General features: G+C 68.8%; 19 protein-coding genes. 6 read left to right on the top strand and 13 right to left on the bottom strand.

The window, feature by feature from the left end:
• Positions 1-31: 31 nt before the first annotated feature.
• The 3 genes from ACQEXA_RS61640 to ACQEXA_RS61630 all read right to left on the bottom strand — a co-directional run bounded on the left by ACQEXA_RS61640 (position 32) and on the right by ACQEXA_RS61630 (position 3,807).
• Entirely contained in the window at positions 32-874 is an 843-nt protein-coding gene (locus ACQEXA_RS61640) for an IS5 family transposase (protein WP_432920252.1), read from the bottom strand.
• Between the two features lie 264 nt (positions 875-1,138).
• Positions 1,139-2,536 carry an IS1380 family transposase gene (locus tag ACQEXA_RS61635; protein WP_433135361.1) on the bottom strand — a complete coding sequence of 466 codons (1,398 nt, stop codon included), beginning with the start codon at positions 2,534-2,536 and terminating at the stop codon, positions 1,139-1,141.
• Between the two features lie 506 nt (positions 2,537-3,042).
• Positions 3,043-3,807 (bottom strand): transposase, encoded by a 765-nt coding sequence (locus tag ACQEXA_RS61630; RefSeq protein WP_433135360.1) that lies wholly within the window; start codon positions 3,805-3,807, stop codon positions 3,043-3,045.
• A 139-nt stretch (positions 3,808-3,946) separates the two neighbouring features.
• On the opposite strand from ACQEXA_RS61630, the gene ACQEXA_RS61625 reads away from it, so the two are divergent.
• Positions 3,947-6,088: a zinc ribbon domain-containing protein gene (locus ACQEXA_RS61625; protein WP_433135359.1), complete on the top strand. Its 2,142-nt coding sequence runs from the start codon at positions 3,947-3,949 to the stop codon at positions 6,086-6,088.
• A gap of 3 nt (positions 6,089-6,091) precedes the next feature.
• On the opposite strand, the gene ACQEXA_RS61620 is transcribed toward ACQEXA_RS61625, so the two are convergent.
• The 6 genes from ACQEXA_RS61620 to ACQEXA_RS61595 form a co-directional block, all read right to left on the bottom strand.
• Complete coding sequence (locus tag ACQEXA_RS61620) at positions 6,092-7,516, bottom strand: aldehyde dehydrogenase family protein (protein ID WP_433135358.1); 1,425 nt, start codon at positions 7,514-7,516, stop codon at positions 6,092-6,094.
• Positions 7,517-7,571: 55 nt separating this feature from the next.
• A complete protein-coding gene (locus ACQEXA_RS61615; RefSeq protein WP_433135356.1) occupies positions 7,572-8,414 on the bottom strand; it encodes a fumarylacetoacetate hydrolase family protein in 843 nt (280 codons plus the stop codon).
• 288 nt (positions 8,415-8,702) lie between these two features.
• A complete protein-coding gene (locus tag ACQEXA_RS61610; RefSeq protein ID WP_433135355.1) occupies positions 8,703-9,485 on the bottom strand; it encodes an enoyl-CoA hydratase-related protein in 783 nt (260 codons plus the stop codon).
• A gap of 73 nt (positions 9,486-9,558) precedes the next feature.
• Positions 9,559-10,353, bottom strand: a complete 795-nt coding sequence (locus ACQEXA_RS61605; protein WP_433135354.1) for an enoyl-CoA hydratase-related protein — start codon at positions 10,351-10,353, stop codon at positions 9,559-9,561.
• A complete protein-coding gene (locus ACQEXA_RS61600) occupies positions 10,350-10,784 on the bottom strand; it encodes a Zn-ribbon domain-containing OB-fold protein (RefSeq protein WP_433135353.1) in 435 nt (144 codons plus the stop codon). The genes ACQEXA_RS61605 and ACQEXA_RS61600 overlap by 4 nt, the downstream gene beginning before the upstream one ends.
• Positions 10,785-10,821: 37 nt before the next feature.
• The gene (locus ACQEXA_RS61595; protein ID WP_433135351.1) at positions 10,822-12,009 is read right to left on the bottom strand and encodes a thiolase family protein; all 1,188 of its coding nucleotides are present in this window, start codon (positions 12,007-12,009) and stop codon (positions 10,822-10,824) included.
• 644 nt (positions 12,010-12,653) lie between these two features.
• On the opposite strand from ACQEXA_RS61595, the gene ACQEXA_RS61590 reads away from it, so the two are divergent.
• The 5 genes from ACQEXA_RS61590 (at position 12,654) to ACQEXA_RS61570 (ending at position 20,390) form a co-directional block, all read left to right on the top strand.
• Positions 12,654-13,625, top strand: a complete 972-nt coding sequence (locus tag ACQEXA_RS61590) for an alpha/beta hydrolase (protein WP_433135350.1) — start codon at positions 12,654-12,656, stop codon at positions 13,623-13,625.
• 109 nt (positions 13,626-13,734) lie between these two features.
• Entirely contained in the window at positions 13,735-14,808 is a 1,074-nt protein-coding gene (locus tag ACQEXA_RS61585) for an alcohol dehydrogenase catalytic domain-containing protein (RefSeq protein ID WP_433135349.1), read from the top strand.
• 24 nt (positions 14,809-14,832) lie between these two features.
• On the top strand, positions 14,833-16,485 hold the full coding sequence (locus ACQEXA_RS61580; RefSeq protein WP_433135348.1) for a flavin-containing monooxygenase: 1,653 nt from the start codon (positions 14,833-14,835) through the stop codon (positions 16,483-16,485).
• Complete coding sequence (locus ACQEXA_RS61575; protein ID WP_433135346.1) at positions 16,482-18,665, top strand: acetate--CoA ligase family protein; 2,184 nt, start codon at positions 16,482-16,484, stop codon at positions 18,663-18,665. The genes ACQEXA_RS61580 and ACQEXA_RS61575 overlap by 4 nt, the downstream gene beginning before the upstream one ends.
• Positions 18,666-18,809: 144 nt before the next feature.
• Entirely contained in the window at positions 18,810-20,390 is a 1,581-nt protein-coding gene (locus ACQEXA_RS61570; RefSeq protein WP_433135345.1) for an AMP-binding protein, read from the top strand.
• Positions 20,391-21,143: 753 nt separating this feature from the next.
• Here ACQEXA_RS61570 and ACQEXA_RS61565 read toward each other — a convergent pair.
• The 4 genes from ACQEXA_RS61565 to ACQEXA_RS61550 all read right to left on the bottom strand — a co-directional run bounded on the left by ACQEXA_RS61565 (position 21,144) and on the right by ACQEXA_RS61550 (position 24,796).
• Complete coding sequence (locus ACQEXA_RS61565; RefSeq protein ID WP_433135343.1) at positions 21,144-22,049, bottom strand: HpcH/HpaI aldolase/citrate lyase family protein; 906 nt, start codon at positions 22,047-22,049, stop codon at positions 21,144-21,146.
• Positions 22,050-22,227: 178 nt separating this feature from the next.
• Positions 22,228-22,716 carry a MaoC family dehydratase gene (locus tag ACQEXA_RS61560; protein WP_433135342.1) on the bottom strand — a complete coding sequence of 163 codons (489 nt, stop codon included), beginning with the start codon at positions 22,714-22,716 and terminating at the stop codon, positions 22,228-22,230.
• A complete protein-coding gene (fabG, locus tag ACQEXA_RS61555; protein WP_433135341.1) occupies positions 22,713-23,447 on the bottom strand; it encodes a 3-oxoacyl-ACP reductase FabG in 735 nt (244 codons plus the stop codon). Before fabG ends, ACQEXA_RS61560 begins: the two co-directional genes overlap by 4 nt.
• Positions 23,448-23,551: 104 nt before the next feature.
• Positions 23,552-24,796, bottom strand: a complete 1,245-nt coding sequence (locus ACQEXA_RS61550) for an acetyl-CoA C-acetyltransferase (RefSeq protein ID WP_433135340.1) — start codon at positions 24,794-24,796, stop codon at positions 23,552-23,554.
• Positions 24,797-24,819 lie beyond the last annotated feature (23 nt).

The following is a 24,819-nucleotide window of genomic DNA, read 5'->3' as shown; positions in this document are numbered from 1 at the left end:
CTGGCTTAGAGCGTGCGCGGATAGGCGGTGTTCAGGGGCGTTTCCGGGGGCGTGTGTCCCAGCGGTAGAGGGTCCACGCGCGGCGGATGAGGCGACGCAGAGTGATGATGGCGTGGGCCAACGACAGGTACGCATCGATGACTTCGGTGCGGCGTTCGGTGCAGCGAGCGATCTTGAAGAATTGATTGCCCCAGGCGTTCGTGCGCTCCACCGGCCATCGTTTGGTGTTCTGGATCGGTGCGGCCACGCCCTTGACCGCGACCTGTGCCCGCAGGCCGTACTCTGCTGCCGTTCTGGTTCCCTTGCCGGTGCCGTAGGCGGCGTCGAGGTGGACCGTGACGTTTTCCGGGAGCGGCCCGATACGTTCCAGTCTCTCCAGGGTGGGACCCAGCAGCGGGGAGTCGTGCCGGTTGCCGGGAGCGGTGACAGCGCCGAGCGGGATGCCGCCGGCGTCTGTTGCGGTGGAGCGTTTCATACCGCCCTTTCGCCGGTCCACGGGCGAAGGGCCTGCAACTTCACCACCGCAGGGGGCCTTTGAGTGACAGCCGTCGACTGGCACATCCGACAGCTGTAGGCCGATGAAACGGTCGTAGGCTTCCAGAACGAGCAGCTCCAGGCGTTCGAAGACCCCAGCTTCGATCCACTCCTGACGGCGGGTACGGATGGTCGTCGCCGAGCACGCGTTGTCGGCGACCTTGCGGTAGCCGCAGCCGAACACCAGTACCTGCACGAGCCGGTCGAAGACAGTGCGGTCACCGATGCGTCGGCGATGACAGCCCAGCGGGTGGTCGGAAGCGAACTCACCGCGCTCTGGTAGCAGTTCCCGGAACTGCTGCCAGAGCGGATCGACAAGCCATAATGGGAGCGCAGGCACGGAGCCTCCACGGTCACGGAGCGTAGGAACTCACATGATCGCGCAGGCCCGTGCCTGCACCTGCATCCAGCCCTTACACCCGCCTATCCGCGCACGCTCTTAGCCTCGATCCACCGACTTGGTTCATGGGTGATCTTCTGAGTGGTGTGTGAGCCGGATTCGGTGCGGTGGTCGTGGTTGGGCAGGCGGTAGCCGCTGGTTTGCCCAGCTTTTCCACGTTTCGGTTCCGGTCGTGCCCTGGCGGGCGGGGGTGGTCAGAGGCTGTCAAGCGGGTTCGGGCGGCGCGTGCAGGGTGTCGAACAGCTGCGTCCAGGCATGCCGCCAGGGCCAGTTGCGGGGCAGGTGCAGGGTGAGGCGCCGGGCGGAGCGGGCGATCCTGGCGGGGACGTGGACGAGGTGGGCGCGCAGGGTGGCGGTGGTGGCTTTGGCGTGGAAGGCGGAGGCCAGGGCGCCGGTGGCCCGCAGCAGGTTGTAGGCCATGGCCCACAGGGTGAGCCAGGCGGCGTTGGCGTGGAAGTGCCCGGACGGCAGGTGGGCCAGGGCGGAGTTCTTGCTGTCGGCGATGACCTGCTCGATGACGGCGTGGTGGCGGTGTTCCCGCTCGGCCTGGAGGGTGGGGGCGGGGTTGTCGGTGAAGAACGGGTGGTAGCGCCAGGCGGGGAAGAGTTCGCCCTGCTCGCCGATGGTGTTGGGTTTGGCCAGGTCGCGGACCCGGCGCACGATGAGGCGGGCGGTGACCCGGTCTGCTTTCTTCCGGCCGGCGAACGCGGTGTAGGCGGGTATCTCGGCGACTTCGGCGTCCGAGATGAGCTCGCCGGTGTCGGGGTCGGGCACGGCGGTGGGGTAGGTGATCTGCTGCCAGGCGGTGTCGTCGATGGCGGCGATGGCCCGTTTGATGGAGGGGTTCATGCCGGTGGTGAGGGAGAAGCGGGCGCCGGCCCGGCGGCAGGCGGCGATGACGCCGGCGTTGTAGAACTGCGAGTCGGCGCGCAGGATGCGCAGGCCGGTGCAGCCGGCCTCACGGGCGGTGGCCAGTGCCTCGCTGACGAGTTTCGGGGCGCCGCGGGAGTCGGCTGCCTTGCCGCGGCGCATCCGCACGGTGGCGATCACCGGTCGGGAGGTGGGGGTGCAGATGGTGGCGAGCAGGGGGTGCAGGGTGCGGATGCCCTTGAACCGGCCGTACTCGCCACCCTGCTTGGTGCGGCCGTAGACGCGTTTGTGAGTGGAGTCGACATCGATGAACGCCTTCTCGCCCGCGCCGGGCAGCAGCGGGGTGTGCGCGGCCAGCGCGGCCAGGAACTGGCGGTGCACCGCGTGCAGTTGGAGGGCATGACCGTGGGTGAACGCGCGCAGGAACGTGCCCAGCGTGGACGGGGCACGGACCTGCCGGAATACGGCCGGCATCGCTCCGTGCCGCAGGACGTCCAGGTCGTCGATGCTGTCCGCACCCGCCGCCATCCCGGCCACGATGCTTCCGACCTTGGCGTCCGCCGCGGCGCCCGCGCTGTTCTTCGCCCCGCTCAGCTTCACCTTCTGCGCCGTCAGACGGGCGAGCCCGCATCGCTCAGCCAACCGCATCACCGGGACCAGCCCGGCATGCGCGATCAGATTCGCGTCGTCGAACGCAGCGGAGACCGCCGCCGGCGTATGGGAAACTTGCATCTCGGAAGTGCCTTGCTGATTGTGCGTGCTGGAAGCCTGAAGAACTCCCATCATCGCAGGTCACAAGGCACTTCCTCGCTTTCTTGAGACTTGTCCACAGGTACTACGTCGGTGGATCAAGGCTTAGGGAAACCGAGTGATGCTCAGTGCCTTGAGTCAACCGCCTTCGTGCCCTGGTGCCGTACGATCGCAGTCCCAGCCCGCGTGACACGTCCCTCCGGACGCTGGTCGGCAGGGCCATAAGGCCACGCCGAGGAGGGTGTCCGACGTCGCCTGGCCGCGGGCGTGCCCGTGACACTCTGCCACAGGATCACTACGACTCGCTCATCCAACTGGTGAGCCTGCTGTCCTGACCTGTTCGGCTCGTACAGGTCAGGGGGGTTCAGCGTCCGTCGGTGGCGCCCGTACGCAGCGCATTCGCGCCCCGACGACCGGCACACGGGGGACAACTAAGAGATATCCCGTAATGTGGGGCGGCGCATGACTCGCCGCTGCTGGGGCTTGATTTACCTGATGTCGAGGTTCAGGTTGTGGAGCGCCGCGACGCCGGCGACGGCGTGGTTGATGGCGTCGCCGCGGCGGCGGCATTGCCGCAGGATTTGATGGTCTTTGAGGCGTGCGATGGTGTGTTCGGCTACTGCTCGCCGTTTCCGGAACCGTTTGTAGGTCCGATCTTTGACGATGCGGCCGTCTGGTCCGCGACGTGGTGTTCTGATCTGGTCGCAGCCGCGGTAGCCGCCGTCGCCGGAGATCCGCGGGTGGTCGGGAAGGCTCCGGCCGAGGGTTTCCCGGTATACGACCACATCGTTCCGATTCCCTGGCCATGCGTCGCTCACGGCGACGACGCGCCTGTCCCGTGGCCGGCAGACGGCCTGGACGTTCGCGCTGCGCCGGTAGTTCTTGCTTTTAGCTGTGCGGGACTGATCGTGGACGGGGATGAGCGTGCCGTCGACGACCCGCAACTCCCGCCGGTCAGCCGGTGGTGGTCCCAGAAGTTCCGCAAGGTGGGGTGCCAAACGGGAGAGCACGCGGTGCACGGTGGAGTCGGTCGTGCCGGACAGCGACGCGATCTGCTGCATGGTGAGGTTGGTCCGGTAGGCGAGGACGAGCAGCAGGACCCGGTCGGGGAACGGAAGCGCCCGGTTCCGGCCGTGGCCGGCGTCGAGTTTCCGCTCCCACAGCTGCTCAACGAGGGATCTCATCTGCGGCCAGGTGAGCCCGGTCCAGGCACGGAGCTCAACGTTCTTGCAGCGGACGAGACTTAGACGCATGAGTGCATCGTAAAGTCCAGGTCCGGGGCCATTGCCCGTCCGTTGTCAGTGGACGCCTGTAGCTTTGGCCTTGCTCGCCGGAGCTGCCAAGTGCCGGACAGGTCGTCGCCGTTGCCGTGGACAAAGGAGGTGGGATGCCGTGAGTGCAGAGCTGCTCGAGGCTGCACCTGCCTCTGACGCGTCTGCCCGCCGGTTCCGTGGAAAGAACAAGGGCAAGCGGTGGACGCGCGGCGACGACACCGAACTTGCGGTGATCCGGCTGCCGCTCGATGTGAGCCGGCTCGACAGCCGGCATCGGGTGGAGCGGCTGTATTGGGCGATGTGGTCGGTCAAACGTGCGCTGCAGCGTGATGCCCGGGCTGCGGTCGACGCGTACTGGGCCGGCGATGTCCGCCGCCAGGACGACGCGAAGGCCTGGCGGGTGGAGCTGGGCTTGTCCCGTGAGGGCATGGAACGTCGCGGGTACCGACACATGGAACGCTCGAGGCATCTTGGCCGGCACGTCACCAAAGCTTTGGTGATGCATCAGGCCGATGAGGTGTGGGAAGGCGTCAGCCGCCATCTGTTTCCTGATGCATCCGGACGGCGGTTCGGGCGGCCGAAGACCAGTACCTGGTGGGACTACGCCCGCATCCCGGGTCGTGCCCGCTCGCACACCACTGCGCGGAAGTGGGAAACGTTCCGCCTGCACGGCACTCTTGCCGGGCATCTGACCGCCTACCGGCACCGGGACCTCGACCCGACCATCACCACGCCGGAACGGGCAGCCGGGCTGGCGCCGCAGACGAGTGTTCTCGCACAGCCGCGACGCATGCCTGTGCCCGTGCCACCCCTGCGTGTCGAAACCGGCGACGTTACCGCGAAGGGAAAGCCGAAGACACGGGCTGCGACATGGTGGGACCACACCGGCCCGCTCGCCCTGGTGTTCACCGGCGGCGCCGACTCCCAGCGCGGCGACCTCGTCCTGCCCGTGCGGCTGCCTTCCGGTGTCGGCCGCTGGCCGCGGCTGGTGCACTTCTTGAACAATCCGACGACGTGGCACAAGGTGGACCTGGTCCGCCGCCGAGACGCCTCGTCTCCTGGTGGGTGGGCGTACGAGGCGCACCTGATGGTCCTCACCAGCGGATACGCGTCCCCAGCTACGAAGGCGCGGCGGGCTGCTGCAGCCGGCCTGGACCGGGTCGGTGGGATCGACGGCAACGTCTCCAACCTGTCCGTCGTCTCCTTCCCAGACACCTTCGACCCCGCAGACGGCGCGGTGAGCTCGACCAGGGTCGAGCTCACCGACGCCGAGAGGGCCGCACTCGAAAAGGCCCGTCGCAAGGAACGGGGCCGTGAACGTGCCCTGGACCGGTCCCGTCGTGCCACCAACACAGGCCAGTACGCGCCGTCGAAACGCCAGCAGGCCCGAGCCGCACGACGCAAGACCGCCGGACTCCTGGAACGGCACGTTCACGTTCCGGGCGGCGCGCGGGCGGCGAACAAGGCAGGAGTGCCAAAACAGGCATACCGCAGGGACACCCTCTCGGTCGGCTACCGCCTTGACCGGGCGAGGCTCGCCGAGGCCGCGGCCACCACCGCCGCGGCGAAAGACCACCGGGCACGTCGCATAGCCCAACGGATCGTTGGCGCTCATGGCGCCAACCTGACCGTCGAAGACTGCGACATCCGCACCTGGTTCCGGCTGTGGGGCAAGACTCTGCAGGCCACCACACCGGGCCGGCTCATCGCCGCGATCGGCAAAGAATGCGAGAAGGCGAACGGCCGCCTGCTGCGCGCGTCGACCTTCACCACGAAGCTGTCCCAGACCTGCCTGTGCGGCGCCGAGGTGCGCAAAAGCCTCGCCGACCGGGTGCACACCTGCACCTCCTGCGGCCTCGTCGCCGACCGCGACATGGTCTCCGCCGCCCTCGCCGCGCACGTCCGGCTCACCGATCCAGACGATCCCAGCACGGCCGGCCTGGACACCGTCCAGGCCCGCACCACACAGATCTTGTTCTCACCAGGGCTGCAAGAAGCCCTGTCGAGTCAACCGCAGCGCGGTGGCCGCCCCAGCAGGGGCCGCACCCACGCGGCAGCCCACGGTCCGGGAATCCCCGGCCGGCAGGCCTCTGCTCGACGAAACACCCCCGACCGGTACCGGCCCACCCCGAATGAGACCCGACCCGCGAACCAGCGGCACAAGGACCACGTCGGAACAGCCGCCCACACAGGAAACGCCGCGCCCAACGGCGGTATACCTACACGGGAACTGATCGGGTGGCATCCCAATACGGGATGACTCTTAGGGCTTGCGCACCGAGATCACCTGCGGGCTGGTGTACTGCAGCAGACCTTCGATCCCGTTCTCGCTGCCGATTCCGGACGCCTTGTGCCCGGCCACGGGAAAGTTCGGCAGGACGCGTTGGGCCTCGTTCACCCAGACGACCCCGGAGTCGATACGTTCGGCGATGCGGCTCGCGGCTTCCAGGTCGGCGCTCCACACCGATCCACCGAGTCCGTACTCCGAATCGTTCACCCTTGCCACGACGTCGTCGACGTCCCGGAAGCGGAGCAGCGGGACCACCGGACCGAACTGCTCCTCCGAGACGACGGCGGCGGCGTCGGGGGGGTTGTCCAGAATTGTGGGATGGATGAAGTATCCCGGCCCGTCGGGGACCTCCCCCTTGAGCAGGAAGGCCAGTCCAGAGCGTTCGCACTGCTCGATCAGCTGGACGATTCTTCGGTACTGCACCTGGTTCTGGACTGGGCCGAGTGTCACACCCTCATCCATTCCGTTGCCCACCCGGGCCTGCGCCGCGACACGCACGAGCCTCGTGGCGAACTCGTCGTAGATGTCGTCGTGGACATAGACACGTTTGGTCGCCAGGCAGACCTGGCCGCTGTTGCGGAAGCACGACTCGAAGATCGCGTCGGCGACGCTGTCGAGGTCCACGTCCGGAAGGATGACGGCGGCGTCGTTGCCGCCGAGTTCGAGAGTGACCCGGGCCAGCTGCCGCGCCGCCGCGTCCATGACTTTCTTCCCGGTCACGGTGGATCCGGTGAAAGAGAATTTCTGGATTCCCTGTTGGGACGTCAGCCTGGGGCCGAGGCTGTCTCCGCCGCTGATGACGTTGACGACTCCCGGGGGCACGATGTCCCGGACCAGTTCGGCGAAGCGCAGCATCGTCAAAGGAGTGAAGGGCGATGGCTTGACGACGACCGTGTTACCGGTGAGCAGCGCCGGCCCGATTTTCCGAAATGCTAGCGCGACCGGGAAGTTCCACGGCACGATGGCCGCGACGACTCCCAGCGGGACATTGCGTATACGGAGCCGGTGTGTGTCGTTCTCCCGGGTCTCCTCCTCCGGGAACTCGCACGTGGCGAGCCAATCGGCCCACGCCACGACGCTCTCCACCTCTTTGCGGGCGGAGGAGAGAGGTTTGCCCTGTTCGCTGGTGAGCAGGGCGGTCAGTTCGTCGAGGTTCTCCTGCACCGCCCCGCCCATGGCGCGGACGATGCGGCGCCGCTTCGCCAGGGGCACGGAGCGCCACGTGGTGAAGGCCCGGCCCGCGGCATCCGCTGCGGCCGCGAGCTGGTCGTCGGTGGCGTCCGGCACCCGCGCCACCACTTCTTCGGTCGCCGGGTTGAGGATGTCCAGGAGCGCGCCCCGTTCCTGTACCAGGCGTCCGTCGATCAACATGCCGAACTGGCGGACGTCGTGAGTCATGCCGGCCGTCTCCCTCTTCCGATTCGCTACTGGACGTCGTGCCGATCGCGCAGGATCACGCGGCGACGAAACGCTGCCTGAGCTCGCCGACGCCCTCGACCGTTGTGACGAGCTCGTCACCGGCCTTGAGATAGACGGGGGGCTTGCGGGTCGCGCCGACTCCGCCCGGGGTGCCGGTGAAGATGACGTCGCCCGGCAGAAGAGGCAGCTTCGCCGACAGTTCCGCGATCAAGGCGGGCACGGAGAACAGGAGAGCGGAAGTCGAGGCGAACTGCATCTGCGTGCCGTTGACGGTGCAGCTGATCTGGAGGTCGTCAGGATCGGCCAACTCGTCGGGGGTGACCAGCCACGGCCCCATGGGACTGAAACCTGGGAAGGACTTGCCGAGGCTCCACTGGGGCATCTGGTTCTTCATCTGCTCGGTGCGGTCACTCAGGTCCTGGCCCACCGTCAATCCTGCGACGTGCCCCCAGGCGTCCTCGGTGGCGACGTTGCGCGCCAGCCTACCGATGACCACGACGAGCTCGGCCTCCCAGTCCACTTTCGGCCCGGAGAGCACGACGTCGCCGACCGGCCCGGTGATCGACGTGGGGAATTTCGTGAACACCACCGGAAACTCGGGTGTCTCCAGACGGGCCTCGTCAGCGTGCGCACGGTAGTTCGCACCGATTCCGAACACCTGGGTGGGCCGCGGTGCGGGAGCCCCGAGGTCTTCCCTTGCGAAGGCAGATGCGTCGGCGGTGCCGATCCCCTGTCCGGCCCACTCGACAAACTCGTCCCAACGCCCGTAGACGGACTGGGGATCGGGGCCGAACCGTCCGTGACTGGCCTTCTGCACATCGACGGCTCCCGATTCGGTGAAGACAGTGAGCCTGTCCGAGAGGTTGCCGATACGCATTGTTTCTCCTCATCGATCGTGCCGTGTAGGCCGGTTGAAGGCAGCGGGACAACCGGCCAAATTGTCGTGTCGGCATTCCGCGGACGGTTTCTACGCTACTTTTCGGTGATTTCCGCGTCCAATACCGAGCCGGTCGGTGATTGATACCGTCCGCCGACATAGTCGCCCTTCTGGACATGAGTGTTGGGGCGGGCGGCGGCCTGAACGTGAGGCCGCACGGCCTGGACGAGCGGCCGTGCAGACGATTCCGGTGTACGACAGTCCCGCCCCGGGACCGACCCCGCGGGATCAGCTGCCTGAGAAGTCCGGGGCCCGCTTTTGCACGAAGGCCGCGAGGCCCTCTGCGAAGTCGGCCGTGCCCGTCAGCACGGACTGCCCGGCGGCCTCCACGGCGAATGCCCGGTCCAGCTGGGAGATCGCCGCAGCACTGAAGGCGTGCTTCGTATGTGCGAAGGCCGCAGTCGGGCCCTTCGCCAACCGGGTGGTCAGCGAGTCCACCGAGGAATCGAAGGAGTCATCCGCCACCGCCTGTGTGATCAGGCCCCATTCCATGGCAAGCGGCGCCGGAATCCGCTCGGCCAGCATCGCCATCCGGGTGGCCCGGACGCGGCCGACGGCGGCGGGAACGAGCGCGGTGGCGCCGCCGTCGGGCATCAGGCCCACGTTGGCGAAGGCGAGGAGGAAGTAGGCCGATTCCCGCGCCACGATGAAGTCGGCGGCGAGGCTGACTGAGCAACCCCCGCCGGCAGCAGGTCCGTTGACTGCGGCCACCACGGGTCTGGGTACCGTGCGCAGGGCGCGGACCAACCCGTTCACGCCCTTGATCGTGGCCGGCCCGCCCTGGTAGTCGGGGTCGGCCCGCGCGGACAGGTCGGCCCCGGAGCTGAAGGCCCGGCCCGCACCGGTGACCACGATCACGCGCACGCCCCGATCACGGCCGGCCGCCTCGATGGCCTGCGTTGCCGTGGTGAGCATCTGAGGAGTGAATGCGTTCAGGCTGTTCGGGCGGTTGAACGTCACCCGCGTCACCGGACCGCTGCGCTCAACCATCACGTCGGACTTGGCGCTCACCTCCGGCGTCCCCGGCCCGGCGCCCTGCGGCGACATCCCGCCGTACCCGTGCCCGTATGCGGGAGCGGGCGGCTCACCGGGCTCGCCATACGGGCTGCCTCTTCTCGACGAACGCGGTGGTGCCTTCGGTGAAGTCCCCACTGGTCTTGATGAGGGAGATCTCGTCGGCGTTGCGGAGCCAGGCGCCGGTTTCCGCTGGCAACGAGCCCTCGACCAGGCCCGTCGCCAACCGTTTGCCGGCCTGTACCGCCAGCGGCGCGTTGTCGCTGATCCTGTCGGCAAGCGCCAGCGCCGCGTCCAGCTCCGCGCCGTCCGGCACGACGCGGTTGACCAGCCCGAGGCTCAAGGCACGCGGGGCATCGATCGGTTCGCCGGTGGAGATCATCTCCATTGCGATCTTCGGCGGGATCTGCTGCGGTAGCCGGAACACTCCGCCGGCCGCGGCGAACAGCCCGCGGGCGACCTCCGGCAGGCCGAAGGATGCGGACTCGCCGGCCACCGCGAGATCGCTGGCCAGCACCAGCTCCAGGCCGCCAGCCAGTGCGTAGCCGTTCACGGCGGCGATGGTGGGTTTGCTGATGGGATGCCGAACGAAGCCGGCGAAGCCCCAGTCGTCATGCTCAGGAGCGGTCAGCGACTCGCCGCGGGACACCGCCTTGAGGTCCGCACCGGCGCAGAAGGCCCGGTCACCCGCGCCGGTCAGTACCACGGCCCGGATCTCGCGGTCCTCCTCGGCGCGGACCAGGGCCTGTCCGACGATTGTGCTGACCTCGGCATTGACGGCGTTCATCGCGCCGGGCCGGTTCAACGTGACCACCAGGACGTGGCCGCGCCGCACGACCAGGGCAGCGGGCTCGGTTGCGTTCATCGTGCACTCCGGGACTCGGGATGGCCGGGACGGGCCGGACGGAAGACGGGCACCGTCTCGTGTTCCGGTTCGGGGCCGGACGGCACGAACTCCACCTCGACGCGCAGGTCCGCCAGATCGGATTCGGGGTCGGTGCCGACGAGTCGGCACCACCACCACGGCCCCTCGTCCAGTTCGACGATGCCGACGACGGTGCGGTCAGGTTCGTGTCCGTCCACTCTCCTGCCGTGCACCGTGGCCCATGACACCACCCTGCCGCCGCCGCGGGCGGGCACGTGTTCCCAGTTCGTCTCGTCGCAGGGCGGGGGTACGCTCCGCGCGTCTAGGTACTCGCCGGTGCTTCGACGGTGGCGAAGCAGGAATTGGCCACCACGCGTGCCGTCGAAGAAGTCCGCTGAGGCGCTGTCCCGGCTGATCGGGCCGTTGACCATGACTGCACCTTTCTGGTCGATGAGTGTGGAACCGGTGTCAGGAGTGCGATGCGCCTCCCAGCACCAAGGTGCTGTGGAAGTCGAGATAGCCGCCGTTCCCCGAGACGAGCACCACCTCGTGGCGGCGCGCCTGGCGCTCGCCGCCCTGGCCGCGCGCCTGGACGACCGCCTCGGAAAGCGGGGTCATGCCCCACATGTAGTAGGAGGAGAGCTGGCCGCCTCCGGTGTTCAGCGGCAGTGAGCCCGTGGGTCCCAGTACCCCCGGTTCCGACACGAACGCGCCGCCCTCACCCTTGCCGCAGAACCCGTAGTCCTCCAGGGTCAGCAGCACGGTGTACGTGTAGCAGTCGTACAGTTCCAGCACATCGACGTCGTCGATGGTGACGCCGGCCATCTTCAGCGCGGCGGGACCGGACTGCGCGGCTCCGCTGACCAGTCCGAAGTCGTCGTCGCGGCGCATCCGTTTTCCGGGATGGGCCTGGGCCCAGCCCATCACCGACACCGGCGGCTGAGCCAGCGACGCGGCACGATCCGCGGTCGTCACGATCACCGCGATGCCACCGTTGGAGACCAGGCAGCAGTCGAGAAGGCGGAACGGCTCGACGACGAACCGGGACTCCTGGTGGTCGGCGAGGGTGATCGGGTCGCGCAGCTGAGCGAGCGGGTTCAGCCCGGCCCAGGCCCGCTGTGCCACGGCGATGGCGCCGAGCTGCTCACTGGTGGTGCCGAAGGTCCGCATGTGGCGCTGAGCGGCGAGCGCGTAGAACGTGTTGGGACCGGCGAACCCGCTGGCGTCGAGCAGCCCCGCCCAGCCGCGGGGCGCGGCCGGTTGCGCGTACGCCGAACCGGTGCTGCGCCCGGGCTGCAGCGGAGCGTCGGCGAAAACACACGCCACGGTGTCAGCCATGCCGGACTCCACGGCCATAGCCGCGTACTGCACCATGGCGCCCGCGGTGGAGCCGAACGACTGCATCTGGGTGAGCAGCCGCAGGTCGTGCAGGCCGAGGTCGACCTGCAGGCTGAGGTCCACCGACCGGGTTACACCTGCGGACACCAGCAGGCCGTCGATGTCGGAGAGCCTGAGACCGGCGTCGTCGGCGGCCCGCTTGACCGCTTCGGCCGCCAACTGCTGTGCGGTCGAGCCGTATACCTTGCCCATCTCGGTCAGCCCCAGGCCGACGACTGCGGCTCGGCGGCGTGCGGGCCTGTCGCCCCGTGCACTCATAAGGGACCTCACTCCGGTCTCTCGGCGGCCGCCCTCGGTGTCCGGGTACCGGACGAGGGCCGGAAATGTACGGCCGCTGCGGCCGTCGCACGCCGATCCGGGGCATGGAGAGCGCCATACGGATTGGTGGCGCGGTGCGACGGCATGGCTGGTCGTTCCTGACGGTCAATCGGGCACGAATGCGCTGGGCGTAGTTCGCCGATTTCGCGGATTGCGGTGGGCGAGCCCGGCGCATGGGCGCGGGCCAACGAGCTCGGGGAGCATTCTCACGATGAAGAGGCTGTCGCCCTGTTCGACGGAGACTGCTCTGGGCCCAAAACGCACCGTAGTCGTCGATGCATTGCGAAACAACCCTCGACCGGCATGGCAGCAGAGGCGAATTAGGTCGGCGAACCCGTGGTGCGGTCCTTTTGCGCTGGTCAGGTCCGACTAGGTCATGCAAAGGAATCAGATATATCAACTTCAGTATTAGTCGGGGACCGTCGAGTGCTTTAGCGTACGAGGCGTGCAGGGCCGCCGTATTCGGCACCCTGGCAATACATTTCCGGAGCCCCGGCCGAGAGGCCGCGCCGCTCCCCATCGACGGCAGTCGGGCGCGCGCCCGTGCGTGCACCAGCCGACCAAGGTCGTTCACGAGGAGCAGCGTGCCCCTTCACCCGCAGGCCAAGGCGCTCATCGCCCGGTTCGAAGAACAGCGCCGGGTCTCGGTGATGGATGTGCCGGTGACCGTGGCGCGTGAGGCCGCTGCAGGGTGGATCGCGCTGCAGGGCGAGCTGGACCCGGTCGCCCAGGTGACCGACACCTTCGTGGCCGGGGCGGCCGGCCGCCTCCCGACGCGGGTCTACCGACCGCACGGGGGAACGGGTACGCGACCGCTCCTCGTCTACTTCCACGGCGGGGGCTGGGTCGTGGGCGGTATCGAGGTCGTCGACCGCCCGCTGCGTAAGCTCGCCAACGCCACCGGCGCGGTCATCGCGAGCGTGGGCTACCGGCTGGCTCCGGAAACCAGGTTCCCCGGGCCCGTCGAGGACTGCTATGCCGCACTGACCGACCTGTACGCCCGCGCCGGGGAGTGGGGCGCGGCCAGCGAGTGGCTAGTGGTCGCGGGGGACAGCGCCGGCGGCAACCTCGCAGCGGCGGTCTGCCTGATGTCCCGTGACCGAGGCGGGCCCCGGATCGCCTGTCAGGTTCTGATCTATCCGGTGACCGCACCCGCCGCGGGCTCGCCTTTCGCCTCGTACGAGGAGAACGCCGAGGGCTTTCTGCTCACCCGCGACTCCATGCTCTTCTACTGGGACCACTACCTGGCCGACCCAGGGCAAGCCACCGACCCCTACGCCGCGCCGCTGCGTGCGGAAAGCGTCGCCGGACTACCCCCTGCCCTGGTGCTCACCGCCGAGTACGACCCTTTGCGCGACGAAGGCGAGGCGTACGCCCGACGGCTCCAGGAAGCGGGAGTCGAGGTGCGTGTGGTCCGCTACGACGGTTTCATCCACGGCTTCTTCTGGATGCCTGGTGTCCTCGACGCATTCCGGTACGCAGTCGACGACATCACCCGTGAACTGAGCACGCGGTTCGGGGCACATCCGCTCGGCTCCGTGGACAGCAGGCCATGACCACGGTGGTTCACAGGGCCGCCACCGAAGGGCGGACCTGCGGCGTGGCCATCGCCCCGTACGCGATGGCCGCGCCTCCCTCAACCGGCCCCAAGGAGGACCGTCAGTCATGCGAGCCGCAGTACTCCACGCGATCGGCGACACGACACTCCAGGTCCGGGACGACGTCGAGACCGTCGCCACCGGCCCGAACCAGATCAAGGTGAGAGTCCACGCCGCGAGCCTGTGCCACTCCGACCTATCCGTCATGAACGGCACCCTCATCCGTCAGGCCCCTGTCATCCTGGGGCATGAAGGGGCTGGCGAGGTCGTCGAGACAGGCGAGGACGTCACCCGGGTCAAGCCCGGCGACCGCGTCATCATCTGCTGGCGGCCACCGTGCGGCGACTGCCCCGCCTGCCGCCGCGGCCAGGGCAATCTCTGCGCCGTCGGCGCGGGCGATTTCGCGCCGACCTTCCGCATCGGCCGGCAGGAGGTCCACTCCTTCATCAACTCCGGTACGTTCGCCGAGGAGACGGTGATCAGCGAGGCCGGTGCCTTCCCCGTGCCTGACGGCATGTCGTACGAGATAGCGGCGCTGATCGGGTGCGCCGTCACCACCGGCGTCGGTGCCGCACTCAACACCGCGCGGATCGGTCCGGGTGCTTCGGTGGCAGTGATCGGCCTCGGCGGCGTCGGCATCGCGGCGGTCCAGGGCGCCCGGGTGGCCGGAGCGGCGTGTGTCATCGGTGTCGACCCAGTCGCAGAACGCCGGGACCGGGCGCGGAAGTTCGGCGCGACCGAGGCGGTCGCACCGGAGGCACTCGCCGACGCGTCGGCGCGCTGGACCGGCGGCGAGGGCTTCGACCATCTCCTTGAGGCGGTCGGCACTTCCGCCGCGGTCCGGGCCGCCTTCGACGCCGCGCGCCGCGGCGGCTCCGTCACGGTGATCGGTGTGGGTTCGGCCGAGACGCAGATTCCGGTGAGTCTCTACGAACTGCTCACCGAAAAGACGCTACAGGGCTCGTACTACGGCGGCCGAGACGTGTATCGCGTCTTCGAGCAGGTCATCGCGCTCTGGCGCGAGGGTCGCCTCAACCTCGACGAGATGATCACTCACCGGGTCGGGCTCGGGGACATCAACGAGGCTCTCGCACAGATGCGCTCCGGAGAGGCGCTGCGTACCACCATCACACTGGCCTGAAGGCCATCGGCCTGGAGGAACACCATGTCCAGTTCTCAACAGTCCCCGCCCGAGCAGGTCGACGCCGTCGTCGTAGGAGCGGGCTTCGCGGGCCTCTACCAGCTCTACCGCCTACGCGAACTCGGCCTGAGCACCCGGGTGTTCGAAACCGCCGGCAGCGTCGGCGGTACCTGGTACTGGAACCGTTACCCCGGTGCCCGCTGCGACGTGGAGTCGATGGCCTACTCGTACTCCTTCTCCGAGGAACTGGAACAGGAGTGGGAGTGGAGCGAGCGGTACGCCACCCAGCCCGAGATCCTGCGCTATGCCCGCCATGTCTCTGAGCGTTTCGACCTGCTCAAGGACATCGACTTCAACACGACTGTGACGGGTGCCGTCTACGACCACCTCGCGCACTGCTGGACCGTGACCACGGACTCCGGTGAGCGGGTCACCGCCCGATTCGTCATCATGGCGACCGGTTGTCTGTCGGCCGCGAACCTGCCGAGGATCTCCGGCATCGGCAGCTTCACCGGAGCCATCCACCACACGGCGCGCTGGCCGCACGACGGCGTGGACTTCACCGGCAAACGCGTCGCAGTGATCGGCACCGGATCCTCCGGCGTCCAGTCCATCCCGCTGATCGCCGAGCAGGCCGCCGAGCTGACCGTCTTCCAGCGCACCGCGCACTACACCCTGCCTGCCCGCAATCGACCGCTACGGGAAGGCGAGATCCGCGAGCGCAAGGCCGGCTACCGGGAGTTCCGGGAAGAACTGCGCCGTTCGCCGACCGGTATCCCGCGGGAACTTCCGGCGCGCGGCGCCTTCGAGGTGACCGCCGAGGAGCGGGAGAGCGCCTACGAGACCGCCTGGGACTCCGGTGTGCTGGGTGCGCTCAGCACAGCCTTCAAGGACCTCCTGGTCAGCCCGGCGGCCAATGAGACCGCGGCCGAGTTCGTTCGCGACAAGATCAGATCCGCGGTCGCCGACCCCGTGACCGCCGAGGCGCTCTGCCCCCGCGACTATCCCCTCGGCACCAAGCGCCCGTGCCTGGACACCGACTACTACGCGACGTACAACAAGTCGCATGTCCGCCTGGTGGATCTGCGTACCACCCCGATCGAGGAGATCACCGAGCAGGGCGTACGCACCGCCGACCGGGAGTACCAGGTCGACGCGATCGTCTTCGCGACCGGATTCGACGCCCTGACCGGCGCCTTGGCGGCGATCGACATCCGGGGCAGGCAGGGGCTGGCGCTGCGCGACAAGTGGGCTGCCGGCCCGCGCAACTACCTGGGCCTGGTCACCGCCGGCTTCCCCAACCTGTTCACCGTCACCGGTCCGCTCAGCCCTTCGGTGCTCAGCAACATGATGGTCTCAATCGAACAGCACGTGGAGTGGATCACGGACTGCATCGCGTATCTGCGCCGCAACGGCCTCACCGAGATAGACACCACGGCGGAGGTCGAGGACGCCTGGACCGAGCATGTCGCCGAGATCGCCTCGGGCACCCTCTACCCACAGGCCGCCTCCTGGTACATGGGCGCCAACGTGCCGGGCAAACCCAGGGTCTTCATGCCCTATCTCGGCGGGGTCGGCGCTTATCGGGTGAAGTGCAGCGAGGTCGCTGCCGACGGCTACACCGGCTTCACGCTCTCGTCCTGCGCGGTCGAGTGGACGGAAGGAGTCGCCCTGTGACGACCACCGCGCCGGAGCAGCATCCGCAGGGCGGCGGCGAGGCCCTTGGCAAACTGCTGTACCCGCGATCCATAGCAGTCATCGGCGCGTCGGACAACCCGGCCAAGCTGTCGGGTCGGCCGCTGGCCTACATGAAGCGGTTCGGGTTCGCCGGGCGGATCCTGCCGATCAACCCCACCCGCAGTCACGTTCAGGGCCTGCCGGCCTACCGCAGCATCGATGACGTCGAGGGCGACATCGACCTCGCCATGATCATGCTCTCCGCCGAACGGACGGCCGACGCGGTACGGCACTGCGGCCGCCGGGGAATCCCGGTCGCCATCGTGGGCGCGTCGGGCTTCGCCGAACTCGGTGCCGAGGGGGTGGCGCTCCAGCGCCGCCTCCGGACGGCAATCGAGGAGAGCGGGGTGCGCGTGCTCGGCCCGAACTGCCTCGGCATGATCGCGGTCCGGGACCGTGCGATGCCCACGTTCAGTTCTGCGCTGGACGAGGATGTCCCGCTGGCCGAGGGGCCAGTGGCGTTCCTCAGCCAGAGCGGGGCCTTCGGCGCGTTCGTGTTCAGCGAGTCGCAGAACCTGGGGATCGGGATCTCGCACTATCTCAACACCGGCAACGAAGTCGACCTGTCGGTGGCCGAACTGCTGGACGGCCTGGTGCGGACCGACCAGACGCAGGTGGTGCTGGCCTATCTGGAAGGTGTCAGCGACGGCCGCAGGTTGCTGGACGCCGCCCGGCATGCGTACGAGCAGGACAAGCCGATCATCGCAGTGAAGGTCGGGCGATCGGCAGCAGGTGCCACCGCGGCACAGTCACACACCGCTTCGCTGGCCGGCGACGACGCGGTGTTCGACGGCGTGGCCCGGCAACACGGCATCGTGCGCGTCGACGGACCAGAACAGATGCTCGACGCCGCACAGATCTTCGCCACCGGCCGGCGGCTGCGCGGACGCCGGCTGACCACACTCTCGGTCTCGGGCGGCGCAGGCGCTCTGGCGGCGGATGCCGCAGCGGCGCACGGAGTCGAGGTGCGCTCGTGGGACGAGACGTGGCAGGCGAAGATGGCCGCGGTCATCCCGGCCTACGGATCGGCGCGCAATCCCATCGATCTCACCGGCACACTGGTGGCGGAGCCGGACATCCTGCGCCGCAGCCTCCAGGTGGCCCTGCAGCATCCCGAGACGGACATGATCGCCGTCCTGCTCGGCTGTGCCGACAGCCAGTCGGCCGAACTCATCGACGCCATCGCGACTGCGAACTCCTCCACCGACCGCCCGATCGCTGTGGTGTGGACCGGCGGCAGCGGCCGGCCGCGGCAGCGGCTCCGCGAACTCGGCATCCCCTGTTACACGGATCCAGGACGGGCCGCCGCGGCCCTGGGCCGGCTTGCGGACTTCAGCCTCCGTCCTGCGCTGCCGAGGCCGCAGCGGCCGGCCGGCATCGACGCCACCGCCGCCCGGAACGTGCTGGTCCAGGCACGGGCCGCGGGCCGGGTCCAGCTCGACGAGTACCAGTCCACCCGGCTCGTTGCCGCCTACGGCGTGCCGTGTGCGGCCTCGCGTCCGGCCGCGACCGCCGACGAGGCCGTGACCGCGGCGAAAGAGCTGGGCGGTGCGGTCGCGGTCAAACTGCTCTCCGACCGGATCGGGCACAAGAGCGACATGGACGGTGTGCGACTCGGGCTCGTCGACCCCGATTCCGTCCGGGAAGCCGCGGTCGACCTGCTACGTATCGCCCGCGAGGCGCACGTGGAGGACGCCCGGCTGCTCGTCCAGTCAATGGCCGCCGCCGGTACCGAGCTCTTCGTCGGCGTCAAGCGCGACCCGGTGTTCGGGCCGGTCGTCGTGGTCGGACTCGGGGGAGTGCTGGTCGAGGCTCTGGCCGACAGCCAGGTCGCGTCGGCCCCGGTCGACGTCGACACCGCGCGACGACTGCTGCTGTCACTGCGAGGCAGTCGCTTGTTCGGGAGGCTGCGGGGCAAGCCGCCCCGCGATCTCGACGCGGCCGCGGAGGCTGTCGCACGCCTGTCCTGGCTGGCCGCCGACCTGTCCGACGACCTGGCCGAACTCGACGTGAACCCGCTGCTGCTCGGGGACCAAGCCCATGGCGTCGTAGCAGTGGACGCCCTGGCGGTGCTGTCGAGCGCAGCGGCCTGGGCCGCGACCGCCGCCGATCGGCCCTGAGCCTGCTCGGCCAGTGACCGACGAACCACCCTGCGCGTCCGGGCGGGGACGTCGAGGGCCGACGCGCAGCGACGCGCAACCGTTCCATCATCCTGTCGATTGAGGACTCTCATGCGATCGATCCCCCATACTCCGCGCTCCCCGTTGACGACAACCGTCGCCGGCCGAACCGTCGACTGGCTGTTGGAAACACGGGCGGCGACCCGCCCAAAGCACCCGTTCCTGGTCTGGGAGCCGTTCGCCGCCACCGGACGTACCTGGACCTACGCGGAGTTCGCCCGCGATGTCGCGGCGGTCGCCGAAGGGCTGCGCCGACGCGGCGTCGGCCCGGGGTCGTTCGTACTGATCCACATGGACAACTGCCCGGAATACGTTCTCACCTGGTTTGCCTGCGCCCGGATCGGCGCGGTCGCGGTCTGCACGAACACCCGGTCGTCACAGGACGAGGTGAGCTACTTCGGCAGCCACTCAGGCGCCTCGGTCGTCGTCACCCAGCCCAGTCTGGTGTCACTCGTGTCCAACGCCCTACCCGGCGCCAAGGCGGTGTTCGTCACCGACCACAACGCCGGCGACCCCGTGGCGGCCGCCGACCTCCCCAGCCGCAGCGAGCGGTTCGCGACCCTGCTGGACAACGAGCCCGGCCCGGCGCACCACAGCGGTCCCCTCGACCCGGCTCTGCTTCTCTACACTTCGGGAACCACGGGCCGACCCAAGGCGGTCGTGTGGACCCACAGCAACACCATGTGGGCGGCCAAGGTCAACGGATCGCACGTCGGTCTCGGCCCCGCCGACGTCACCCAGGTATTTCTGCCGCTGTTCCACACCAACGCCCAGTCCTACTCGATCCTGTCCACTCTGTGGGCAGGCGGGACAGCGGTCCTCCAGCCGCGCTTCTCCGTCTCACGTTTCTGGGATATCGCACACAAGCACAACTGCACGTTCGCCTCCCAGGTCAACTTTCCGCTGCGCGCCCTGGCCAACCGTGATGTGCCCCACCGGCACAGCTTCACCCGCTGGGGCACGGGCATGTCCGGCCATCCCGCGGAAAAGACCTTCAACGTCCCGATGATCGGGTGGTACGGCATGACCGAGACAGTGTCGGCCCCGATAGTCGGTGACCTGCTGGTACCGAACAGGGCCGGCACGATCGGCCGCGCGGCACCCCAGTACGAGATCGCGGTGCTCGACGCCGGCGGCGAGCCGGTCGGCGTCGGCGAGACCGGAGACCTTCGGGTGCGAGGCGTCCCGGGTGTCTCGCTCTTCGGCGGCTACCTGCATGACGAGGCCGCCACCGCAGCGGCCTTCGACGAACTCGGCTGGTTCATCACCGGCGACCGCATCACCGTGCACGAGGACGGCGCATTGAGCTATGCCGACCGTAGCAAGGACATGCTGCGGGTGGGCGGCGAGAACGTCGCGGCGTCCGAGATCGAACGAGTCATCCTGAGCGTCACCGGCGTCGCGGAGGCGGCGGTCGTCGCAGGGCCCGACCCGATGCTGGACGAGGTGCCGGTTGCCTTCGTGGTGGCCCGGCCGAATGTGGTCGGCGCGGTCCTGACGGAGGCGGTCCTGACGGCGTGCCGTCAGAATCTAGCCGACTTCAAGGTCCCGCGCGGGGTGCGGATCGTGGACGATCTGCCGCGGGCCACTCTGGGGAAGGTCGCCAAGAACGAACTGCGCATGCTGCTGCGCTCCGCGACCGAGGGGCAGCCGCCCGGGAATTGACTCGTTCCAGACCCACCGACACCGTGCCCACTCCCCGAGCAGGGCCCTACGCGCGGTCGACGACACCCGCACACGGTAGGTGTACCGGGCGTACCCGGCACCCTCACCCGACAGCGGTCCTCTCGTCACGATCCTCAATCCACCTGGGAGGTATGACAGTTGAGGGTTCATGACCGTTGTGGCCTACCCCACGACCGCACGGGGTGGACGCCTCATCGCCCCGGCGGCGATTCGGCTACCCCCGCCCTGCTCCGCAGGAATCCGATTCCTCCCCGGCCTGAGGCCGGGGCATCCTCGGAGGAATCCGGTGATCCGTCCGGAGCGACGACGGGCACTGGGACCCACTCCGGGAGCCGAGCCACGGGGGCGGGGAGCGCGCAGAGCCGCTCCCCGGCGGTGGATTTCCGGCGGCCAGGACGGCGGCCCGGCCCCCGGCCCGCTGGCGACGGGCCACATACGGAATCGGTCGGCGGACGGCGTCACGGCCCGTGCACCGCGGACCCGGGTAGCGCACCGGACCGGCCGCCATCCGTCCGGCGCCAGCACACCACCTCGTACGGTCCGACCCGCACTCCGTGGTGCCGTGTCGTCCGTTCCGTGCCGTGGCTACTGCCGTGCAGCTGTCGTTCTGCCGTCGTGCCGTTGCCGTGAAAGAGCGCACGATCGCGCCTCTTCATGGCAACGGCCAGACCGCCACGCGCGAACTCCCGCTCCCAGGCGGACCGGCAGCCGGCGCAGGGCTGGGCAACGGGTTCAGAGTCCGAGCATTTCGGCCCGGCTGGTGATGTTCTCGGCCAGGCGCAAGTGAGCGGCGTCGACGAGCATGCCGTCCAGCCCGGTGGCGCCCAGGCCGCCGGCCTCGGCCTCCCGATAGGTGGCCACCAGCCTGCGGGCGTGCGCGATCTCCTCCGGGGTGGGTGCGAACGCCTCGTTGGCCATACCCACCTGGCTGGGATGGATCGCCCACTTGCCCGCGTAGCCCATCGCGGCCGCCTGCCGTGCCGCAGTCCGGTAGGCGGCCAGATCACGGTAGTTGGGGAACGGCGCGTCGATCGCGTCGATTCCCGCCGCCCGGGCGGCGACCACGATCCGGGAGCGCGCGTAGTGCCAGATGTCGCCCGGGTAGTCCACGACCGGGTCGAAGTTGGTGTCAACCCGGGCGCCTTGAGCGGCGGAGAAGTCTCCCGCGCCGAAGATGATCGCCTCGAGCCGGTCGCTGGAGTGAGCTATCTCCGCGACGTTCTGCAGGCCCTCGGTCTCTTCGATGAGGACTTCGAGGGCGATCCGCTTGCGCAGGTTCAGCGTCTCTTCGAGCTGGGTGAGCAGGACGTCCACCCACCACACGTCCCGGGCCGTCCGGACCTTGGGGACGATGATCACGTCCAGCGCCTCGCGCGCGCCGGTGACGACCTCGATCACGTCCCCGTGCGCCCAGCGGGTGTCCACCCCGTTCATCCGGATGGCTCGGGTGGTGCGGCCCCAGTCCAGGTCGCGCAGTGCCCTGGCGGCTTTGCCCCGGGCGGCTTCCCGCTCGGCAGGTGCGCAGGCGTCCTCCAGATCTAGGAACACCAGGTCTGCGCCGGAGTTGGCGGCCTTGGCGAACATGCGGTCGTTGCTAGCCGGTGTGGCCAGCTCCGAGCGTCGGACTCTTCTTTTCATCTGACTTCCACTCAGTCGGTGTTGTTGACGGCGGTTCAGACGCGGTCCGTCCGAGCGCAGCTCGGCCGACCACCGTTCACCGAGGCCGGGCATGCCCCGGTATCCCCGTGCCTGTGCCCCCTGGTACGGCCCGGTCGACCCTGATCCCGGAGAGCGGACCTACCAGAGGGCACCTGCGCTAGCGCGCGGTGTCGGGGACGATCAGGACGAGCGTCTCGGCGATGCAGGCGGGGCGGTGAGATCCTTCGAGTTCGATGGTGGTGTGCAGCTTGGCGCGCAGGCCCGCCTCGATCTCCTGGACGGCGAGAAGCTTCGCCGCGGCGCGTACCCGTGACCCGACGGTCACCGGTGTCAGGAAGCGAACCCGGTCGAGGCCGTAGTTGAGTTTCATCCGCGCGTAGTCCAGCCGGAGAAGGCCGGACGTCAGCGGTACGACGAGGGAGAGCGTGAGGAAGCCGTGGGCGATGGTGGTCCCGAAGGGGCCGTCCTTCGCCCGCTCGGGGTCGACGTGGATCCACTGGCGGTCGCCGGTGGCTTCGCCGAACAGGTCGATCCGGTGCTGGTCGACCTCCAGCCAGTCGCTGGTGCCCAGCGTGCTGCCGACCGCCGCGTGCAGGTCCTCGGCACTGGCGAATGTCCGGGTGAAGGGTTGCCTGGCGGCGCTCACATGAACCTCCCGCCTGCCACTTCGAGCACGGCACCGGTCATGTAGCTCGACATGTCGCTCGCCAGGAAGACCACCACGTTCGCCACCTCTGCCGCAGTGCCCACGCGGTTCATCGGGATCTCGGCCATCTTCTGCTGCTTGACGTGCTCGGGCATGGTCTCGGTCATCGGTGTCGCGATGAAGCCGGGTTGGACCGCGTTCACTCGGATCCCCCTGTACGCGAGCTCTTTCGCCGCGGCCTTGGTGAGGCCGACGATGCCTGCCTTGGCGGCGGAGTAATTGGTCTGACCGATGTTCCCGACCTTGCCGGCCATTGAGGAGATGTTCACGATCGAACCGGCCTTCCGCTCACGCATCCGTGCCGCGGCGGCGCGGACGCCGTTCCAGGTGCCCTTCAGGTGCACGTCGACGACCGCGTCGAAGTCCTCCTCGGACATCTTGCGCAAAGTGGCGTCCCGGGTCAGGCCGGCGTTGTTGACGAAGATGTCCACCGGCCCGAACGCCTCCTCGGCCGTGTCGAGGAGGCGCTCGACCATTGCGCCGTCCCGGACGTCGCAGAGACTGAAACGCGCGAAGGAGTCGCCCCCGAGGTCTTCGACCGCCTGCCGGGCCACAGCCTCGTTGAGATCACCGATCACCACCCGGGCTCCCTGGGCGACCAGTGCCCTGGCGATGGCCAGGCCGATACCCTGCGCGCCGCCGGTGACGACGGCGGACCTCCCGCTCAGCATGGGTTCTTCCTTTCTTGATCATTTGGCTGTGCGGCGGTACGGCACCACGGCAGCACACGACGTCTCCGACTCCGCAGTGCACCCGCCCGACTGTCGGGCCGGCCTCACGCGACCCGTTCGAAGACAGCGGCCATGCCCTGCCCACCGCCCAGGCACATGGTTTCCAGCGCGTAGCGGCCTCCCCGTCGCTCCAGTTCACGGGTCACCGTGGTGAGGATGCGGGCACCGGTGGCGCCGACCGGATGTCCGAGGGATATCCCAGAGCCGTTGACGTTGAAACGGTCGTAATCGGCGTCGGTGAAGTTCCACTCCCGCAGACAGGCCAGCACCTGTGCGGCGAACGCCTCGTTGAGCTCGATCAGGTCCATGTCGGCCAGTCGCAGTCCGAGGCGGTCCAGTACCTTGGCCGTGGCGGGAACCGGGCCTATGCCCATGGTCCTCGGTGGGACCCCGGCCACCGACCAGGCCAGCGGGCGCACGAGGGGGCGCAGGCCCAGCTGTGCGGCCCTGGCCCAGGTGGTGACCACGCACGCGGACGCGCCGTCGTTCTCCCCGCTGGCGTTGCCGGCGGTCACGGTGGCATCCGGGTCGATGTCGCGGCGAATCGGGCGCAGCCGCTGTAGGTCCGCCGCTCTGGTGTCCGGGCGCGGGTGCTCGTCCCGGGTCACCCGCACGGCGGGGCGTTTCCCCTGCGCGGGCACCGTGACCGGCACTATCTCCTCGTCGAAGCGACCGTCACGCATTGCCTTGCCCGCAGCCTGCTGCGAGCGCAGCGCGAGCTCGTCCTGTTCTTCGCGCGAGATCCGGTACTCAGCGCGCAGGTTCTCGGCCGTCTCGAGCATTCCCCCGGGTACCGGGTAGCGATACCCGCCGGCGGTGGTCCGGCCGCGGCTGATCCTGTCGTGCAGCTCGATCGCGGCACTGCGGGTTCCGCCGCGCAGTCCCAGCGCGTAGTGCTCGGCGTTGCTCATTGATTCCACTCCGCCGGCGATGACCACGTCGCTGACTCCGGCAGCCACTTGCAGGCAGGCGTACATCACGGCCTGCAGTCCCGATCCGCAGCGCCGGTCCAGCTGCATCCCGCCCGTCTCCACACCGAGCCCGGCGTTCAGAGCCGCGACGCGCCCTATCGCCGGTGCCTCGCTGTTGGCGTAGCACTGGCCGAAGACCACATCGTCAACATCGCCTTCGCCGAGCCCGGTCCGGGCCATCAGACCTTCGAGCACGGCCGTGGCCAGATCGCTGGCGGGCAGGCCGGCGAACACGCCGTCCCGGCGGCCGACCGGTGTGCGCACCGGCTCGCAGATCACCACGTCGGCGAGGATGGCTGGGGAATGAGAGGCCGTCATCGAAATGCCCTTCGTGTCGGCGG

Origin of the sequence: Streptomyces sp. CA-106110 (assembly GCF_050936285.1) — a bacterium.
In the GTDB taxonomy this organism is placed as follows: Bacteria; Actinomycetota; Actinomycetes; order Streptomycetales; family Streptomycetaceae; genus Streptomyces.
The sequence above is the reverse complement of the archived record's forward strand: the minus strand, read 5'-3'. Positions and strand labels throughout refer to the sequence as shown.

Excerpts from the sequence above, each read along its gene's own strand:
- ACQEXA_RS61635 (WP_433135361.1), bottom strand. The coding sequence starts at position 2,536 with ATGCAAGTTTCCCATACGCCGGCGGCGGTCTCCGCTGCGTTCGACGAC.
- ACQEXA_RS61630 (WP_433135360.1), bottom strand. The coding sequence starts at position 3,807 with ATGCGTCTAAGTCTCGTCCGCTGCAAGAACGTTGAGCTCCGTGCCTGG.
- ACQEXA_RS61620 (WP_433135358.1), bottom strand. The coding sequence starts at position 7,516 with ATGACTCACGACGTCCGCCAGTTCGGCATGTTGATCGACGGACGCCTG.
- ACQEXA_RS61615 (WP_433135356.1), bottom strand. The coding sequence starts at position 8,414 with ATGCGTATCGGCAACCTCTCGGACAGGCTCACTGTCTTCACCGAATCG.
- ACQEXA_RS61605 (WP_433135354.1), bottom strand. The coding sequence starts at position 10,353 with ATGAACGCAACCGAGCCCGCTGCCCTGGTCGTGCGGCGCGGCCACGTC.
- ACQEXA_RS61600 (WP_433135353.1), bottom strand. The coding sequence starts at position 10,784 with ATGGTCAACGGCCCGATCAGCCGGGACAGCGCCTCAGCGGACTTCTTC.
- ACQEXA_RS61595 (WP_433135351.1), bottom strand. The coding sequence starts at position 12,009 with ATGAGTGCACGGGGCGACAGGCCCGCACGCCGCCGAGCCGCAGTCGTC.
- ACQEXA_RS61585 (WP_433135349.1), top strand. The coding sequence starts at position 13,735 with ATGCGAGCCGCAGTACTCCACGCGATCGGCGACACGACACTCCAGGTC.
- ACQEXA_RS61580 (WP_433135348.1), top strand. The coding sequence starts at position 14,833 with ATGTCCAGTTCTCAACAGTCCCCGCCCGAGCAGGTCGACGCCGTCGTC.
- ACQEXA_RS61565 (WP_433135343.1), bottom strand. The coding sequence starts at position 22,049 with ATGAAAAGAAGAGTCCGACGCTCGGAGCTGGCCACACCGGCTAGCAAC.
- fabG (WP_433135341.1), bottom strand. The coding sequence starts at position 23,447 with ATGCTGAGCGGGAGGTCCGCCGTCGTCACCGGCGGCGCGCAGGGTATC.
- ACQEXA_RS61550 (WP_433135340.1), bottom strand. The coding sequence starts at position 24,796 with ATGACGGCCTCTCATTCCCCAGCCATCCTCGCCGACGTGGTGATCTGC.